This is a genomic window from Tenacibaculum crassostreae, assembly GCF_964512405.1.
GTDB lineage: Bacteria > Bacteroidota > Bacteroidia > Flavobacteriales > Flavobacteriaceae > Polaribacter > Polaribacter crassostreae.
This window is the reverse complement of record NZ_CAZELE010000003.1, coordinates 78,745-95,357: the sequence shown is the minus strand read 5'-3', so window position 1 is coordinate 95,357 and position 16,613 is coordinate 78,745. Positions and strand designations below refer to the sequence as shown.

Sequence of the window (16,613 nt, the reverse complement as noted above, 5' to 3'; positions counted from 1 at the left end):
TCCTATTTAATAATCTTTAAAATTAAAAAATCATGAAAAATTATGTTTTTATCGCCCTATTTTTTATCTCATTAATAGGATATGCTAATTCTGACAAACCTGTAAGTAAAAAGCAAACCATTAAAGTAGCTTTGTTGTTAGACACCAGTAACAGTATGGATGGACTTATCAATCAAGCAAAAGCGCAATTATGGGATATTGTTAATGAATTATCACATGCGAAATGTGATGACTCACATCCTAATCTGCAAATTGCATTGTATGAATACGGTAACGATCGTTTATCTTCAAGAGAAGGTTACATTCGTCAGGTATTACAGTTTACAAGTGATTTAGATGAAATTTCTGAACGTTTATTTTCTTTAACAACTAATGGCGGAAGTGAGTTTTGCGGACAAGTAATTCAAACTTCCATTAACGAATTAGAATGGGGAAATAACTCTAAAGATTTAAAAATGATTTTTATTGCAGGAAATGAACCTTTCACGCAAGGAAAAATCAACTATAAAGATGCGATTACCAACGCTAAAGAAAAGGACATTACTATAAATACCATTTTTTGTGGTAATTATAACGACGGAATTTCTGGCAGGTGGCAAGATGGAGCCTATTTTGGTAACGGAGATTACATGACTATTGATCATAACAAAAATATAGTTCATATCGTAACTCCTTACGATAACGAAATCATCATCTTAAACAAAAAACTTAACAAAACGTATGTTCATTATGGAACTGCTGGATATGCGAATTACGAAAAACAAGCTGCACAAGATTCAAATGCTGAAGAGTTGGATGAAGTGGTCGTGGTAAAAAGAGCTGTTAGTAAAAGCTCGAAGCTTTACAACAATGCTTCTTGGGATTTGGTAGATGCGTCAAAAGATAAAAAAATGGATTATAGCAAATTAAAGAAAGAACAATTACCAAAACATTTACAAAACAAATCTGCCAGCGAACTAAAAATATATGTAGATAAACAGCGAAAAGAGCGAGAAAAAATTCAGCAAAAAATTCAAGAATTAGACAACAAGAGAAAACAGTTTATAGTAAAAAAACAAAAAGCTGATGTTAAAAACAACGAGCTAGAAAGTGTTATGATTAAAGCTATAAAAAAACAAGCTAAAAAGAAAAACTACTCATGGTAGGTAGCTTTATTAATTCAATTCAATTTTTTAGAAGGAGCTACCGCTCCTTCTTTTATTTTATAACCAAATCTTGTCCAATACTTATCGTATTATCTACCAAACCATTGGCTTGTTTTATTTCTTTTACCGTTATATTATGTTTTCTTGCAATAGAATATAACGTATCTCCTTTTTGAACTGTATAATAGGTTTCAGATACTTTTTTATCATCAATATTACTTCCTCTTTTAGGAATACGATCGTACTTATGCAACTCGTATTTATGAATTAACGAAATTAATTTTTGAGGATATTTTCTATCAGTAGCATACCCCGCTTTTTTTAGTCCGTATGCCCACCCTTTATAATCGGTATGACGTAATCTAAACAAACTCGCATATCGACTACGAGTTAATAAAAATTGAGAATGATCTTCGTAAGATGATTCAGGGTATTTATATTTTCTAAAACACTCGCCTTTTTCATCATCATCGTGCGTTACACTGTTTCCTTGCCAACCTTTATGGCATTTTATTCCGAAGTGATTATTAGAACGAATTGCTAACGGACTTCTTCCACTACCCGATTCTAAAATACCTTGTGCTAAAGTTATACTTGCAGGTATGTTATGCTCGTGCATTTTTTTAACCGCAATAGGTGCGAATTTTAAAATATAATCTTCAGTATTATTCGTTGTCGTTGTTGTTTTTCTCTGAACTTGCTCTAGCTGAAAAACTTCTGGTTTTTCTTCTTGCTTTTCTTCTATTACTACTTCTCTCGGAGCTCTGTTCACTACATTTTTATTAGAACCACAGCTTACCAAAAGCAACGCACTTACTACAACTAAAACTGAATTTAACCTCATTAAACGTGTATTAATTCTTGATTTTTATTTTTTAATTTCTGATTTACCCCTTCAATTCCTTGTAAACCACCTGTATGAATTGCTAAAATTTTACTCCCACTTTTAAATTGATTATTCTCAATCATTTTTACAATTCCAAACATCATTTTTCCTGTATAAATAGGATCTAACGGAACAGTTGTTTGCTCTTTAAACTCATTGATAAAACGAATAAGTTCGGAAGTATATTTTGCATAACCATCAAAATGAAACTCAGTTTGTAACCTCCAATTATCATTCCTTTTAACAAATTGCTGAATTTCTGCTGTTAAAAAATCACCTTTTAACGCTGGAAATCCTATTATTTGTTGATGATTTTCAGCTGAATTTATCAATCCTGATATGGTTCCGCCAGTACCAACAGCACAACAAATATAATCGAATTTTTCATCTTCGGAAGTTATGATTTCTTCGCATCCTTTAACCGCTAAACTATTCGTTCCTCCTTCAGGAACTAAATAAAAATCACCAAATTCTTTTTGTAATTGAGTAATAAATTCTTCGGAAGTTTTGCTTCGATACGTTTCTCTTGATACAAATTTGAAATGCATTCCGTTTTCAGAAGCATGACGAAGTGTTGTATTTTGAGCTAAAGTAGCTTCTAAATTCTTTTCCAATTCATCACCTCTAATAATTCCGATTGTTTTAAATCCTGCTATTTTTCCCGCTGCTGCAGTTGCTGCAATGTGATTAGAAAAAGCTCCACCAAAAGTTAGTAACGTGTCTTTATTTTCTTTCTTAGCAGCAGCTATATTGTATTTTAATTTTCTGAATTTATTTCCCGATACAAATGAGTGAATTGTGTCTTCTCGTTTTATCCACAACTCAATTCCTTTTTCTTTTAAAACAGGAAGTTGAATCTGCTGATTTATCGGTTTGGGTATCTCTAATTGAAAAAGCATAGAATTAAAATAACGCTACAAAAATAAAGTTTTAATCTATTTCTAACTTATAACCTACCCCGTGAATATTGGTGATTTTTATTGAAGAATCGTCTTTTAATTTTTTACGGAGTTTGGACACATAAGTATCTAAACTTCTACCTACTACCACTCCGTTATCTTCCCAAATTTTCTTCATTAACTCTTCTCTTTTAATTACTTCATTGGGTTGATTTGTAAATAATGCTAATAACTCACACTCTTTGTTTGACAACGGAATTTCAACTGCTTCTTTTATCAATTTATTTTGCTCAGGATAAAACTTATATATCCCTAGGTTTAAAGAATTATTTGTCGGTATTACTTCTGATTCATTATTCTTTCTTTTCCTAAAAAAAGCTAGGATACTAACAATAAAAATAAGTAAGAATAATCCGTAGAAAACAAAAGGATTACTTTCTTCTTTTTCTAAAAATTGAACTTCTAAAAAATAACAATTGGCAGGTAATAATCTACCTTTACAAGGAACAATTGCATTTTCTTCGCTACGTTTCATTTCATAACTGTACACAACTTCATTATGTCCACAATCTTTTACTTCAATTCTGTAATCTCGAGGTAATTTAGCTTTGATGAAATTTCTTTTCGCTACCAACATTAAGCTATCAGGTTGTATTTGTAACGAATCTTGAAAAGAGATTTGAAATTTATTTTTAGTGAGTTCTTTAACAGGTAACACTAATGATGTTGAATCTTGGTTTATCAACAATAATTCATGACCTACATTACGCAACGACACCTTAGCTTTTTCAGTAAAATCATTTTGAAAACTACATGAAGTTAGCTGCAACGCTACAATAAAAACACCTATATATAAAACGAATCTCTTACTCATATAACCTGCAAATTACACACTTTTTAAATACATCTACATCGTAGTTGACACTTCTTTTACACTTTTTTGACATTTTAAACCCCTTTAAATTAAACTTAACTCCCTAAAAACAAAATGGTTTCCATTGAAAAAACTTTTTATATTTGTTTTCATCAGTAAACAATATTTAACATCATAGATTAATGAAAACTTACAAAAAAATTAAACTTTCAGTATTTTTCTTATTTATAACTTTAATAAGTTTTAACAATCACACTGCTTTTTCACAAGAAGCAGAAGGAACTCTTATAGTAGATTTGAAACCTTTTATTTCTGATATTAAATTAAAGAAGAAAGTTTTAAAACAGTTGGAAAGTGGAGCTTTAGAATGGGGAATTTCAGAAAACCAATTTGTAACCACTCTAACAAACAAACGTTTTATAAATTTTGACATACCTCACATGACAAGATACGGAACGTCAAAAGAAATTAAATTAAAACCTGGCACATATACTATTACATGCATTGGTTTTAAATATAAAGGTGGTTTAAGTGTAAAAAAAGTATTACAAAAAGCTGCTTTTTTTAATATAGACGAACTAACTTTTGAAATTATTGAAGGAAAAACAACAGTTCTTGAAATTTTACCTAAAATTGAAAAGAATAGCTCTTTATTAATGAAGATATTCTCTCCAGATTTATACGTTACTATTACTGAAGATGGTGAAACCAAAATTGATGGAAAAGTAATTAGTATTAGACACGAAAAATCAATTAATTGGGATGATTATAATGGGAGATTGAAGTTTAAAAAAGAAGTTGAATAATAAAAACTAACAATATAATTATAATAAAAAAAGCTGTTAGATATAATATCTCTAACAGTTTTTTTATTTCTTTTAATAACTTGAAACCTGTTCTTCAACTAGTTCCCATTCTTCTATAAGTTCGTCTAAGGTTGCTTTTTTAGCTTTGTAATTTTCAAAAAAGTTTGGTCGTTCTGAAACCTCTGCATAATTCTGAGCCAATTCTAAATCTATTTGCTCAATTTCAGCTTCTAAATCGGCAATTTGGTTTTCTATTTTATTAAGTCTATTCTTTAATTTTTTAAGTTCCTTTTCTTGCTCTTTAGATAATTTATAGGCTTCTTTTTTAGAGGTGTCTTTTTCATCTTTAACCACTGTTCTTTTTTCAGCTTCTCGTAAATTTTCTATTTGATGCTGCTCTAAGAAATAATCAATATCTCCCAAATATTCTTTTATCACACGATCTTTAAACCCATACACAGTAGTAGTTAAACCTTGTAAAAAATCACGGTCGTGAGATACTACGATTAAAGTTCCATCAAAATTTTGCAATGCTTTTTTTAATACATTTTTTGAAGCAATATCTAAGTGGTTGGTAGGCTCATCCATTATTAACACATTAAAGGGTGATAATAACAGTTTACACAATGCCAATCGATTTCTTTCTCCTCCTGAAAGTACTTTTGCTTTCTTATCTACCGCTTCTCCACCAAATAAAAAGGCACCTAACATGTCTCTTACCTTTAAACGGTTGGTATCATTAGCAGCATCTTCCATAATTTCCAGCACTGTTTTTTCTGGTGGTAATTCTTCGGATTGATTTTGAGCAAAATATCCTATTTCAACATTATGACCGAGTTTTAAGTTTCCTTCAAACGGAATTTCACCCACCATCATTTTTGCTAAGGTAGATTTACCTTGTCCGTTTTGCCCAACAAAAGCAATTCTACTGTTGCGCTCAATCAATAAATCGACATCTTTTAACACTTCTTTTTCTCCATAGCTCTTCGATAAGTTTTCAGCTTCAACAATAATTTTTCCTGGTTCTTTTGAAATTTCAAAACGAACATTCATTACGGCATTATCATCTTGATCTACCTCAATACGCTCAACTTTTTCCAGTTTTTTAATCAGCGATTGCGCCATAGCAGCTTTACTTGCTTTTGCGCGGAATTTTTCAATCAGCTTTTCGGTATGTTCAATTTCTTTTTGCTGATTTTTTTGTGTTTGCAGTTGCTTTTCTTTGATTTCAGCTCTCAGCTTTAAAAACTCTGAATACGGCTTTTTATAATCGTAAATTTGACCAAGAGATATTTCAATAGTTCGGTTGGTTACATTATCTAAAAACATTTTATCGTGTGAAACCAACACAATAGCACCCGCGAAATTCTTTAAAAAGTTTTCTAACCAAATAATCGATTCGATATCTAAGTGGTTCGTAGGCTCATCGAGTAATAAAATATCGTTATTCTGAAGAAGAAGCTTTGCTAGTTCTATACGCATACGCCAACCTCCGGAAAAGGTATCGGTTAACTTATCAAAATCTTCTCTTTTAAATCCAAGTCCTTGTAAAATTTTTTCAGTTTCTCCTTGGTAATTATATCCGCCTAATAACTCATAACGTTCAGTTTTTTCATTTAAATCGACAATTAATTGATTGTATGCTTCGCTTTCATAATCGGTTCTTTCAGCTAATTGTTGATTGATTTCATCGAGCTCTAATTCAATTTCTTTAATTTCAGTAAACGCCTGATATGCTTCTTCTAAAATAGTTCTTCCGTAATCGAAATCTATATCTTGACGTAAAAAACCAATGCGTACCTCTTTATCAAAAGCTAAGGTTCCGCCACTACTTTCAATATCTTTTGCAAGTACTTTTAATAAGGTAGATTTTCCTGCTCCATTTTTTCCTATCAATCCTATTCTATCTCCTTTAATTAATTTAAAAGTGATTCCTGAAAACAAGTCTGTTCCCATAAAAGAAACTGATAAATCGTGTACGTTTAACATAAACTTTATTGAAATTATTAAGACTTTGTAACTCTGGTTACAAAATACTGCTTTATTTTTGTTGAAATTTGTGCAAACTTACAAAAAGCAGCTAGCAAATTACATTAATATACCTAAGATATGTTTTGGAAAGGGAGTAAACTATATAGCATTTTTAACAATAAATGTCCTCGTTGTCATGAAGGTGAATTTTTTAAGTACAAACTAAATTTCAATCCTAAAAAAATGACAACGTTACATGATAATTGCCCAAAATGCAATTTAAAATACATGATGGAACCTTCATTTTTCTTTGGTGCTATGTATGTTAACTACGCTATTGCCGTAGCTTTATTTGTTGCTATTTTTATTATTGCTAAGGTATTTATTGGGTTAAGTATTTTACATAGCTTTATTAGCATTGTTGTTGTATCACTTCTACTAACTCCAATAAGCATTCGCCTTTCTAGAATTATATGGATTAACCTATTTGTTGGTTACGATAAGGATGCAAAAAAATTACAATCTGAAAAGTAGCTAATCTATAAACCTTTTAATATCTATTTCTTTGTCTAGTTTTTCTCCTTTTTCAAGGTGATTAAATAGACTTTCTGCTACAGTTGGTGCAACCATAACCCCACGTGTTCCTAAACCGTTTAGAACAGCTAATTGAGCATGTTTTGGATGTACTCCAACTAGCGGTCGTCTATCTTTTACAGTAGGTCGTATTCCTGCAGCTTGTTCTATCACCGTATAAGGAACTGATATTAGTTTTTGCAGTTTATCTTCTAACTCTTTCTTTCCTTCTTCTGTTGGAATTGACGTTTTATCAGTCCAATTAAACGTTGCTCCTACTTTGTAGTTATCTTCTCCTAAAGGCATTACAAAAACACTTCCTTTAAGTAAGAAATCAATTTTTAATTCAGGTGCATGAATTGTAATGGTTTCTCCTTTTGTTCCGTTTAGCGGTAAATAATTAAAAAAAGGATTCTTCTTCAGCCCAAAACCTTCACTAAAAACAATCTTTTTTGCGCTAACATTTTTATAATGAACTGAACCTTCATCTAGAATTAAATCAACATAATTAAAAGCTTCTTCAATAAGATTACCTTGTGAGATACAATACTCTTTATAAGCTGTAACTAACAATGGAGTATCAACTCTTCCTGTTCCTGTTAATACGCCAAAACCGAAATCACCAATAACTCCATCTATCTTCTCTTTTTGAATTTTCGGATTCATATAGTGACTTAGCATAGGTTTATCTGACGCTATAAACCAATTGTTTTCATCTCCTATACTTGTAAATACTTTTTTAGTAGTAAAACTATAATCTAGTGGTAAATTCAGCTTTTTTTCAAGTTTCTTATAAAAAGGAATTGCTTTTAGCAATTGCTCGTGACCATCCCAAACAGGAGTGAATCGTTTTAAAATAACAGGATTATAAACTCCACCAGCAACAACTGAAGATACCTGAGAATTGTTCTCAAAAACAACAAAACTCTTATTGTTTTCTACTAATTGTTCAACAAAAGCTATGCCCGATAAACCTAGACCAACTATAATATAATCTACCTCTTTAATCATCCTTCAAAAATACTATTATTACAACAAAAAAGAGCTTGCAATGCAAGCTCTTTTTGTTTGTATTGAAAAGGGAATATTAATAATTCCACATATCCATTTCACGGTTACGAATACCTTCTTTAATTCTATTAGCTTCTAATAATTGGAACAAAGAGTTACCACGAACATAATCTTCAATAGCTCTATCTCCGTAGATATTTTCTTCCTTAAGAATTGTAGAATTAAAACGTCTTGCATTTAACAAATTATCATACGATAATGGTTGCGCAGAATTTTCTGGGTTAAATACTTTTGAATTGTGTAATGTTTCTCTAGCATCTGGGAAGAATACCCAAAATAACTCGTAAACATTTTCAGTATCATCAATTTCTTCAACCCCCATAACCTGTACATCTGGTCCCATTGGAGCTAAAGCTAACAAACGATATTTTAATTCACCTTGACGCTTATCAAAATACCATAATCCTTTTAATAAATAACCTCTGATATCTTGAGATTGAACATAATAAGGATCTACATAATCTCCGTTTTGACGTTCATTAAAAGTCATCAATTTAACCTCTTCCATTCCTATTTTAGTAGTGAAATAAGAGTCGTTATATACTTCTTTTATCTCACCATTTTTAATACCTTTTAATAAGGTATCAAATAAAGAACGTCTTGTTAATCCTGCATTTGTAGTATCAATTGGATAGTAATAAGGAAGATTTATTTTTTGATTTAAATCTACATATTCCCACACCACTTTAGACCATAACACATCTCTATCACTAATATAGCCATAAGGAAGTGGTTTATCGTCTTCTGAAGCTATTTGGGCTTCAGATTTAAATCCAATACTCTCTACCTTTTTAGCATTTAAAAGGTTAGCTTGTGCACTTGCATAGCTTGTAGCCGCAACTGCGAATAAAACCATATAAAAACGCTTCCAATTCATACTTTCTTGTTTTTACTTATTAATTTGTAATTTCTACAATAACAGGCAACACCTTTTTCAGTTGGTAATTAGAACCTGAAACTGATGCTTTAATATCAAATATTGTAATTTGATCATTTCTTCTTGCTTTATTTATAGCTGCCTTTGCTCTTGCATTCATAGTAGTTCCACTAACTGGAATAGCAACTTGCCCAGGTACTTTTATTTTAAAGCTAGATACATTTAATTTTAAATCGAATAAGAAATCTGGTAAACCTGCTGCAACGCTAATTCTTCCAACACTAGCTTTAGGCATTTTTACGGTACCAAATTGACCTCTTACCATACCCATTGCTGGTGGTATATCTTTAATTCTGAATTTCTTAACAGAACGAACTCCTTTGTCTGCTCCTGTTGGAGTACCTGTAACCACAATGTTTACTTCGCTACCTTTACCAGGATTCATTACATAACTATCTCCTTTAACCCTACGTAAACCTGGTGCTTTAGCAGTAACTTTATTACCTGGTACACCTGGAATAGAAATTGTTAATGGGTTAGATAAACCACGGTAAACAACGTTCATTTTATCAGCAGAAACTAATGCTTCGTTTGGTCTTGGAATTACTGCATAACCTCCAGTAATATCTATCTTTACGATAGAATCACCTTCTTTAAACTGAAATTCTCCTTTTAATTCTTTATCTCCGACATTTCCTACTGGAGTATCTAAAATAACTTGCCCTGCTTGAATTTTATCGGCAGCTATTTCTTCTCCGTTGATAATTACCTTTTCTGCAGTTAAATTAGGATCTTTTTTTCCTAAAATTACTCTACCTGATAAATTTTCTCCTGGATAATATGCTCCTTTATCGAAAACTACCATAGCTTCGTACTTAGTCATCGAAACAGCACTTTCTAACTCACCTTGTAATAACGCTGATAAAGCATCAGATTCAGTCGCTTTAATATCTGCTTGAATTTGAGTTAACTTTGTTAAAGATGCTACTAATGGGAAACCTTCGTAGTTATATTTTAACCAGTCTATTTTTTTACCATCTTTATTTTCTTCTTTATCAGTACTGAAACGAGATGCAATCACTCCAGCTAATTCAGTACCTTCCAAAGCTGCCATTGCTTCATTTCTAAATCCATCAATTTTAGCAACAAATTCTTTACCTGCTTCAGTAATTTTACCTCCTTTAAAGAATAATTCGTCTAAAAACTTAGATTTATCCATTGTTTCATATGCCTTAGGATCTTTTAAATCTCCAGTCATTTGAGACTTTAAATCACCAATATAAGCGTATAATTCATCTGCAGCTACTTTTAACTTATCAGTTTTCTCTTTGGCTTCACCGTATTGCTTAGCTTGTTCTGCAGCTTTTTGTGCTAAAGTTTGGTAAGCTTGCGTATTTTTTTCTGTAGCTTTTGTATTAGCTTCAGTTAATTTTTCGTTCATTAAACCAAAGGCTGATAATACCTCTTTACTCATATTCATTGCTAACATTGCAATGAATACTAAGTACATAAGGTTAATCATCTTCTGCCTTGGTGATAGTTTTCCTCCTGCCATATTAATTAGTTTGTTTAGTTAATAAATTAGATAAACTAATTAATTATTTGTTAGACATTGCAGATAACATTCCACCATAAACTCCATTTAAAGAAGATAAATTCGTAGCTAACGATTGCATTTGCTCTTGTAAGCGTTGAGAATTTTCTACCATTGCAGAGTTTAAATCAGCTTGTTTGCTAGCGTTTTCTACTTGTGTTTGGTATAAACTATTTAATGATTCCATTTGAGCAGCTGCTCTAGACATTTGCTCGTTATAGCTATTTGTAGCTGAAATTGATTGAGAAGCTGATGCTAAAGGCTCTACAGCTCCTTGAAAATCTTTAATACTTGTTCCTAATCTAGATACTAATTGTGCATCTAACTTAGCTTCTTTTAAGATATCATCTAATTTTTGAGATAATAATGACTGAGCTTCAGCTGGTGTAGCTTCTTTACCTTTTTTACCTAATGATTGTCCATCAGCTAACTCAGGATATACTTTAGTCCAATCTAAATCTTCTTCTACAGCTTCAAATGCAGATAATGCGAATACTACTGCTTCTGTAATCATACCTATAATTAACATTTCGTTACCAAAAGGCCAGTGTAAGATTTTAAATAACGCTCCTAAAATTACTACAGCGGCTCCTAAACCGTAAGCCATGTTAAATAATTTCTTTGTTGATTTTGATTGTGCCATAATTCTTAATTTTTAATTTGGGGATTAATATTTATTCTTGTTTTGTTAATTAATTACTTTTATTAGTACCTAGGTAATCTTGTACTGTTCTAAATCCAATATAACTTCTTGCAGTATCTGCATACTCCCAGTCACGAGAACTTACTTCTAAAAAGTACGCTACATCTTTCCAAGAACCACCACGGATAATTTTTCTTCTGTTTTCCTTAATTTCTACGTTAGGATTCATTGTAGACCCCATGTAGTAAGACATTTGGTTGTATGCTGTATTCGTCCATTCTGAAACGTTACCTGCCATGTTAAACAATCCGTATTCATTAGGATTATACGACATTGCCTCTACTGTATATAACGCACCATCAGCTGCATAATCTCCACGTACTGGTTTAAAGTTAGCTAAGAAACAACCTCTATCACTAGTAGTACTTGGACCACCCCAAGGGTATTTTGCATAATCTAAACCTCCACGAGCAGCGTACTCCCACTCAGCTTCTGTTGGTAATCTGAAAGAAGGTACTAAACCTAACTTTCTTTTTGAACGTTGGAAGTTATTTTTCGTTTGAGTTCTCCAGTGACAAAATGCTTTTGCTTGGTTCCAAGTTACACCAACTACTGGATAGTTTTCGTAAGCTTTGTGAGCAAAATATTCTTGGTGCATTGGATCATTGTATGAATAATTGAAATCTTTAATCCAAACTGTGGTATCTGGATACACATTAATCACTTCATTTTTCAAGAAATCCCTTCTATTTTTACCTGTCTTAGCAGCAGCTTCATTATCAAACCAGTAATATCTATAGTTTAATAATTTTGTATTAAAAGTTCTGATTCCGTTTAATGCTTCATCTTTTTTGATGTATAATGAATCCATTACCTCAACATAATCAGCATCTGGATATTCAGAAGCTTCCCAAATAATGTCCTCTTGCCAATTTAAAGGCTTAATAGAATCTAAACCTTCACCTAATTCGTAATAGTTTTCACGCATGTACTTTTCATAAGCACTTTCGTTCACAGTATCTTTTGATGCGAAAGCATATAACTGAATTCCATCAGGTCTACCTGAAGCAGCAGGATCGTCTCCCATAGAAGCAAACTCAGCTTGATAAGCTAACTTAGTTCTTGTTACAGAATCTCTTACCCAAAATACAAATGCTTTATACTCACTATTAGTAATTTCTGTTTCATCCATATAAAAAGGTTGAACGGTAACTGTTTTAGTAGGTGCATTCATAGCTCCCATTGGGTCTTCATCTTGTTTACCCATAGTAAAAGATCCTCCAGGTATTTTTGCCATACCGTAAGGTTTTTCAGCAAACCATTTTCTTGTAGACTTTACTCCTACTAACTCTCCTCTATCTCCACTTGAACCACAAGAGTAGATGATAGACATCAATAATGCAAGTATTGCTATTTTTTTCATATTATATCTTTCTTATAAAAGAGGCGTAAACCTATTATTTTTTTTATTAAAAAACAATTACGAGTTATTATTATTTTTTAAACATTAAACAAATTACTCTTAAACAAGCTTTTGTAAAGCTTTATACCATCTTTCAGGAGTTCTTTGTTGTAATGCTAATTCATAATCTCGATAGCTACATGGTATTAACGCATGTCTTTTGTGTTTATTATTCGATATTAAATTTATTTCCATCCACCAACGACCACTTTTATCACTTTTGTAAAAATTTATTGGATCATCGTCACTTAAAAGTACGGTGAATTTTTGATAATTTTCTTTTGTTACAAACGGATAATCTTTGGCTCTTGAGTTAACTCCCTCAATAAAATACCAAAGCATTTGCGCTATTAAATTTGCTGTTTGATTATTGGAATCTAATTTAGCATTATATTCATAAACTCCAAAAGAAGTTACCTTATCACTTATACCAGCATAACGAGCAATCGCACAAATTTCTTCTCCGTAGAAACCATTTGGTGAAGCATTTTTGTTTGCAGGAGCTTCACTTTGGCGAATACTTCCTACATCAACACTTACAACATCGGCATCTCTCATTATTGGCTCTACTAAAGTAACATCTTTAACTTCACCTAACCTGTAAGCATCAAAATATAACTTATCTAAAAGATTTATTTCTTCTTGAGAATTGAAATATGTTTGATAACCAATATTACTAAAATTAAACAAATTATTTGGTTCTTCCATCACAATTCTACTAACATATGACTTTGAACTCAAATCATCTTCTAACGAACCTAAATCAAATCGGCTATCAACAGTTACTAAATTAACTGTTTGCTCTAAGTTATCGTAAGCTCTATAATTTGCGTATGTAATATCTTGTCCTCCACCAATAATAATAGGCAGAATATTCTTCTTTAGTAAAAACTCTACTGATGATTTTACTGCGAAATAAGTATCTTCAATAGTATTTCCTTTTTCTATATTACCTAAATCAGCAATTTGAGTGTGCCAATTTCCAGGAAACAACTGATATAAGTGCTTGCGGATTTCTTGAAGCTCGTCTCCACAACCATAGTTATCTACAGCTCCTCTACCTTCTTTTACCCCTAAAATTGCAATTGAAACTTCAGATAAATCTGGAAATCCGTTTTGAGCAGTATGAAGTTGAATCTTTTTACCCAACACATCAGAAGGTTGTAATACTACATGAGCTATTACAGATTCTTCAATAGGTGTAAAGAAATCAATATTCATTTTTTCGGGGGATTTAATGGTCGCAATATAGTAAACTATTTTTTATCAAAACTGCTTTATTACTTTTTGGTAGTTTTCTTCTTAGCTGTTTTCTTTTTTGGGGTTTTTGCCTCAATCATCTTAACCGCTTCTTCTTGAGTTAGCTTTTCTATCTCAGTAGTTTTAGGTAATTCTACCTTAATTTTACCTTTAATAACATTAAAACGACCCCAACGAGCTTTTTCAACACGAATACCAACTTCTTCAAAATTGTGAATTAATTTTTCGCGTTCTTTTTGCTTTTTATCTTCGATTAATTCTTCTAAATCTGACTGACTTAAATTATCGAAGTCGTATTTTTTATTTACGTTGATAAAAATAGAATTCCATTTAATAAATGGCCCAAAACGACCAACTCCTTTTTGAATTGGCATTCCCTCATATTCTCCAATAGGAGCATCTGCTTTACGTTTTGCTTCAATTAACTCGATAGCTCTATCCATATCTACCGACATCGGATTTTCATCTTTATCTAAAGAAACATATTTACCATCAAACTTAATATAAGGACCAAAACGACCGTTTGCCACCTCTACTTCTTTCCCTTCGTAATTTCCAACTACTTTTGGTAACTTAAATAAATCCATCGCTTCTTCATAAGTAATAGAATTCATTGTTTGATCTCCTTGTAGGCTTGCAAAACGTGGTTTTTCATCATCAGTAGCTTCACCAATTTGTACCATAGCTCCGTAACGTCCTAAACGAACATATACATTTTTACCACTTTCTGGATCAACTCCTAGTAATCTTTCACCTTTAGCTCTTTCAGCATTTTCAGCTACATCTTCAACAACTACATGGAAATTTGTATAGAAGTCTTTAATCATTGCCGTCCAATCTTCTTTTCCTTCAGCAATGTCATCAAACTCATTTTCTACTTTAGCTGTAAATCCGTAATCTAAAATTGTATCAAAATTTTCTACTAAGAAATCGTTTACAATATTTCCAATATCTGTAGGTACTAATTTTCCTTTATCGGAACCTACTCGCTCAGTCAATGTTTGTTCAGAAACTATTTGATTTGCTAAACTTAACTGAATGTAGTTTCTTTCTTTACCTTCAACAGTTCCCTTCTCTACATATTCTCTTCTTTGAATCGTTGAAATGGTTGGCGCATAGGTAGACGGACGACCAATACCCAATTCTTCTAATCGTTTTACCAAAGCAGCTTCAGTAAATCTTGCTGGTGGACGTGTATATCGTTCAGTAGCAGTAATTAGTTCGTTTACTAACGATTCATTTACTACCATTTTAGGCAACATTCCTGCCTGCTCTTCATCTTCATTATCTGTTCCCTCTAAGTAAACTTTTAAAAACCCCTCAAAAGTAATCACCTCTCCGTTGGCTGTAAACTGCTTTTTATTCTTGGTATTATCAATTTTTACAACCGTACGCTCTAACTGAGCTTCACTCATTTGAGAAGCTAGCGTACGCTTCCATATCAAACTATACAATCTATCCTGATCATAATCTACAGAAACTTCATGCTGCTTCATATCTGTAGGACGAATCGCCTCGTGCGCCTCTTGTGCTCCTTTTGTTTTGGTTGCAAAATTTCTAGGCTTGCTATATTCTTCACCGTATGATGCGATAATTTCTTCTTGTGCTGCATTTTTAGCATCGTCAGATAAATTAACACTATCGGTTCTCATATAAGTTATCAATCCAGCTTCATATAAACGCTGTGCAATCATCATTGTTTTTGCTACTGGAAAACCTAATTTTCTAGAGGCTTCCTGTTGCAAAGTTGATGTTGTAAATGGTGGTGCTGGTGATTTTTTTGCTGGTTTTTGTTGCAAATCTGCTACAGAAAATGCTGCATCAGCACATGAGTTTAAGAATTTCTCAGCTTCTTCTTTTGTTGAAAAGTTCTTAGCCAATTTTGCTTTAAACTTTTTCCCTTCAGCATTTACAAATTCAGCATCTACCCTATAAGAGGCTTCCGTTTCAAAAGCTTCAATTTCGCGCTCACGTTCAACAATTAAACGTACTGCTACCGATTGCACTCTACCTGCCGACAACCCTGGTTTAACTTTTCTCCATAATACTGGAGACAATTCGTAACCTACAATTCTATCTAAAACACGTCGTGCTTGCTGCGCATCAACCAAGTTATAATTAATTGTACGAGGATTTTCAATCGCCTTTAAAATAGCTTGTTTGGTAATTGAGTTGAATACAATACGCTTGGTATTTTCTTCTTTTAGTTTTAATTGCTCTGCTAAGTGCCACGCTATAGCTTCTCCCTCACGATCCTCATCGGAAGCTAACCACACTGTTTCTGCTTTCTTCGCTAAATCTTTTAGTTTTTTTACTACCGCTTTCTTATCAGTAGAAACTATATATTTTGGTTTAAAATCTCCATCAACATTTACCCCTAATTCTTTAGATGGTAAGTCTGCAATGTGTCCAAAACTCGATTCAACTTGAAAATCTTTCCCTAAAAACTTCTCTATTGTTTTAGCCTTAGCAGGTGACTCAACTATTACTAAATTTTTTGCCATACGTCTTATATCTCTTTTCTCTTTTATACCTTATTAATATAGGTACAA

General features: G+C 32.2%; 14 protein-coding genes. 3 read left to right on the top strand and 11 right to left on the bottom strand.

What is annotated here, in order from left to right:
- Positions 1 to 32 precede the first annotated feature (32 nt).
- Positions 33 to 1,145 (top strand): vWA domain-containing protein, encoded by a 1,113-nt coding sequence (locus ACKTST_RS02675; protein WP_408046255.1) that lies wholly within the window; start codon positions 33 to 35, stop codon positions 1,143 to 1,145.
- A gap of 52 nt (positions 1,146 to 1,197) precedes the next feature.
- On the opposite strand, the gene ACKTST_RS02670 is transcribed toward ACKTST_RS02675, so the two are convergent.
- Genes ACKTST_RS02670 through ACKTST_RS02660 form a run of 3 tightly spaced genes read right to left on the bottom strand, consistent with a single transcriptional unit; the run spans position 1,198 to position 3,804 of the window.
- Positions 1,198 to 1,989: a glucosaminidase domain-containing protein gene (locus ACKTST_RS02670; protein WP_408046254.1), complete on the bottom strand. Its 792-nt coding sequence runs from the start codon at positions 1,987 to 1,989 to the stop codon at positions 1,198 to 1,200.
- On the bottom strand, positions 1,989 to 2,930 hold the full coding sequence (locus ACKTST_RS02665; RefSeq protein WP_408046253.1) for a 1-aminocyclopropane-1-carboxylate deaminase/D-cysteine desulfhydrase: 942 nt from the start codon (positions 2,928 to 2,930) through the stop codon (positions 1,989 to 1,991). The genes ACKTST_RS02670 and ACKTST_RS02665 overlap by 1 nt, the downstream gene beginning before the upstream one ends.
- 31 nt (positions 2,931 to 2,961) lie before the next feature.
- A complete protein-coding gene (locus ACKTST_RS02660) occupies positions 2,962 to 3,804 on the bottom strand; it encodes a winged helix-turn-helix domain-containing protein (protein ID WP_408046252.1) in 843 nt (280 codons plus the stop codon).
- Positions 3,805 to 3,986: 182 nt separating this feature from the next.
- On the opposite strand from ACKTST_RS02660, the gene ACKTST_RS02655 reads away from it, so the two are divergent.
- Positions 3,987 to 4,610: a hypothetical protein gene (locus ACKTST_RS02655; protein ID WP_408046251.1), complete on the top strand. Its 624-nt coding sequence runs from the start codon at positions 3,987 to 3,989 to the stop codon at positions 4,608 to 4,610.
- Positions 4,611 to 4,682: 72 nt separating this feature from the next.
- On the opposite strand, the gene ACKTST_RS02650 is transcribed toward ACKTST_RS02655, so the two are convergent.
- On the bottom strand, positions 4,683 to 6,599 hold the full coding sequence (locus tag ACKTST_RS02650) for an ABC-F family ATP-binding cassette domain-containing protein (RefSeq protein ID WP_408046250.1): 1,917 nt from the start codon (positions 6,597 to 6,599) through the stop codon (positions 4,683 to 4,685).
- Between the two features lie 225 nt (positions 6,600 to 6,824).
- Between ACKTST_RS02650 and ACKTST_RS02645 the strand changes: the two genes are divergently transcribed.
- Complete coding sequence (locus tag ACKTST_RS02645; protein ID WP_408046249.1) at positions 6,825 to 7,115, top strand: DUF983 domain-containing protein; 291 nt, start codon at positions 6,825 to 6,827, stop codon at positions 7,113 to 7,115.
- On the opposite strand, the gene ACKTST_RS02640 is transcribed toward ACKTST_RS02645, so the two are convergent.
- The 7 genes from ACKTST_RS02640 to topA form a co-directional block, all read right to left on the bottom strand.
- Positions 7,116 to 8,165 carry an NAD(P)/FAD-dependent oxidoreductase gene (locus ACKTST_RS02640; RefSeq protein ID WP_408046248.1) on the bottom strand — a complete coding sequence of 350 codons (1,050 nt, stop codon included), beginning with the start codon at positions 8,163 to 8,165 and terminating at the stop codon, positions 7,116 to 7,118.
- 76 nt (positions 8,166 to 8,241) lie between these two features.
- A complete protein-coding gene (gene porN / locus ACKTST_RS02635) occupies positions 8,242 to 9,102 on the bottom strand; it encodes a type IX secretion system ring subunit PorN/GldN (RefSeq protein WP_408046247.1) in 861 nt (286 codons plus the stop codon).
- A 19-nt stretch (positions 9,103 to 9,121) separates the two neighbouring features.
- Entirely contained in the window at positions 9,122 to 10,657 is a 1,536-nt protein-coding gene (gene porM, locus ACKTST_RS02630; protein WP_408046246.1) for a type IX secretion system motor protein PorM/GldM, read from the bottom strand.
- 43 nt (positions 10,658 to 10,700) lie between these two features.
- On the bottom strand, positions 10,701 to 11,339 hold the full coding sequence (gene porL, locus ACKTST_RS02625) for a type IX secretion system motor protein PorL/GldL (protein ID WP_408046245.1): 639 nt from the start codon (positions 11,337 to 11,339) through the stop codon (positions 10,701 to 10,703).
- A gap of 49 nt (positions 11,340 to 11,388) precedes the next feature.
- On the bottom strand, positions 11,389 to 12,762 hold the full coding sequence (porK, locus tag ACKTST_RS02620; protein ID WP_408046244.1) for a T9SS ring complex lipoprotein PorK/GldK: 1,374 nt from the start codon (positions 12,760 to 12,762) through the stop codon (positions 11,389 to 11,391).
- Between the two features lie 99 nt (positions 12,763 to 12,861).
- The gene (locus ACKTST_RS02615; RefSeq protein ID WP_408046243.1) at positions 12,862 to 14,022 is read right to left on the bottom strand and encodes a formimidoylglutamase; all 1,161 of its coding nucleotides are present in this window, start codon (positions 14,020 to 14,022) and stop codon (positions 12,862 to 12,864) included.
- A gap of 59 nt (positions 14,023 to 14,081) precedes the next feature.
- Positions 14,082 to 16,565 (bottom strand): type I DNA topoisomerase, encoded by a 2,484-nt coding sequence (topA, locus tag ACKTST_RS02610; RefSeq protein WP_408046242.1) that lies wholly within the window; start codon positions 16,563 to 16,565, stop codon positions 14,082 to 14,084.
- Positions 16,566 to 16,613 lie beyond the last annotated feature (48 nt).

Coding starts and splice junctions, on each gene's coding strand:
- ACKTST_RS02670 (WP_408046254.1), bottom strand. CDS start 1,989: ATGAGGTTAAATTCAGTTTTAGTTGTAGTAAGTGCGTTGCTTTTGGTA.
- porM (WP_408046246.1), bottom strand. CDS start 10,657: ATGGCAGGAGGAAAACTATCACCAAGGCAGAAGATGATTAACCTTATG.
- ACKTST_RS02655 (WP_408046251.1), top strand. CDS start 3,987: ATGAAAACTTACAAAAAAATTAAACTTTCAGTATTTTTCTTATTTATA.
- ACKTST_RS02665 (WP_408046253.1), bottom strand. CDS start 2,930: ATGCTTTTTCAATTAGAGATACCCAAACCGATAAATCAGCAGATTCAA.
- porL (WP_408046245.1), bottom strand. CDS start 11,339: ATGGCACAATCAAAATCAACAAAGAAATTATTTAACATGGCTTACGGT.
- ACKTST_RS02650 (WP_408046250.1), bottom strand. CDS start 6,599: ATGTTAAACGTACACGATTTATCAGTTTCTTTTATGGGAACAGACTTG.
- topA (WP_408046242.1), bottom strand. CDS start 16,565: ATGGCAAAAAATTTAGTAATAGTTGAGTCACCTGCTAAGGCTAAAACA.
- ACKTST_RS02615 (WP_408046243.1), bottom strand. CDS start 14,022: ATGAATATTGATTTCTTTACACCTATTGAAGAATCTGTAATAGCTCAT.
- ACKTST_RS02645 (WP_408046249.1), top strand. CDS start 6,825: ATGACAACGTTACATGATAATTGCCCAAAATGCAATTTAAAATACATG.
- porN (WP_408046247.1), bottom strand. CDS start 9,102: ATGAATTGGAAGCGTTTTTATATGGTTTTATTCGCAGTTGCGGCTACA.
- ACKTST_RS02675 (WP_408046255.1), top strand. CDS start 33: ATGAAAAATTATGTTTTTATCGCCCTATTTTTTATCTCATTAATAGGA.
- ACKTST_RS02660 (WP_408046252.1), bottom strand. CDS start 3,804: ATGAGTAAGAGATTCGTTTTATATATAGGTGTTTTTATTGTAGCGTTG.
- ACKTST_RS02640 (WP_408046248.1), bottom strand. CDS start 8,165: ATGATTAAAGAGGTAGATTATATTATAGTTGGTCTAGGTTTATCGGGC.
- porK (WP_408046244.1), bottom strand. CDS start 12,762: ATGAAAAAAATAGCAATACTTGCATTATTGATGTCTATCATCTACTCT.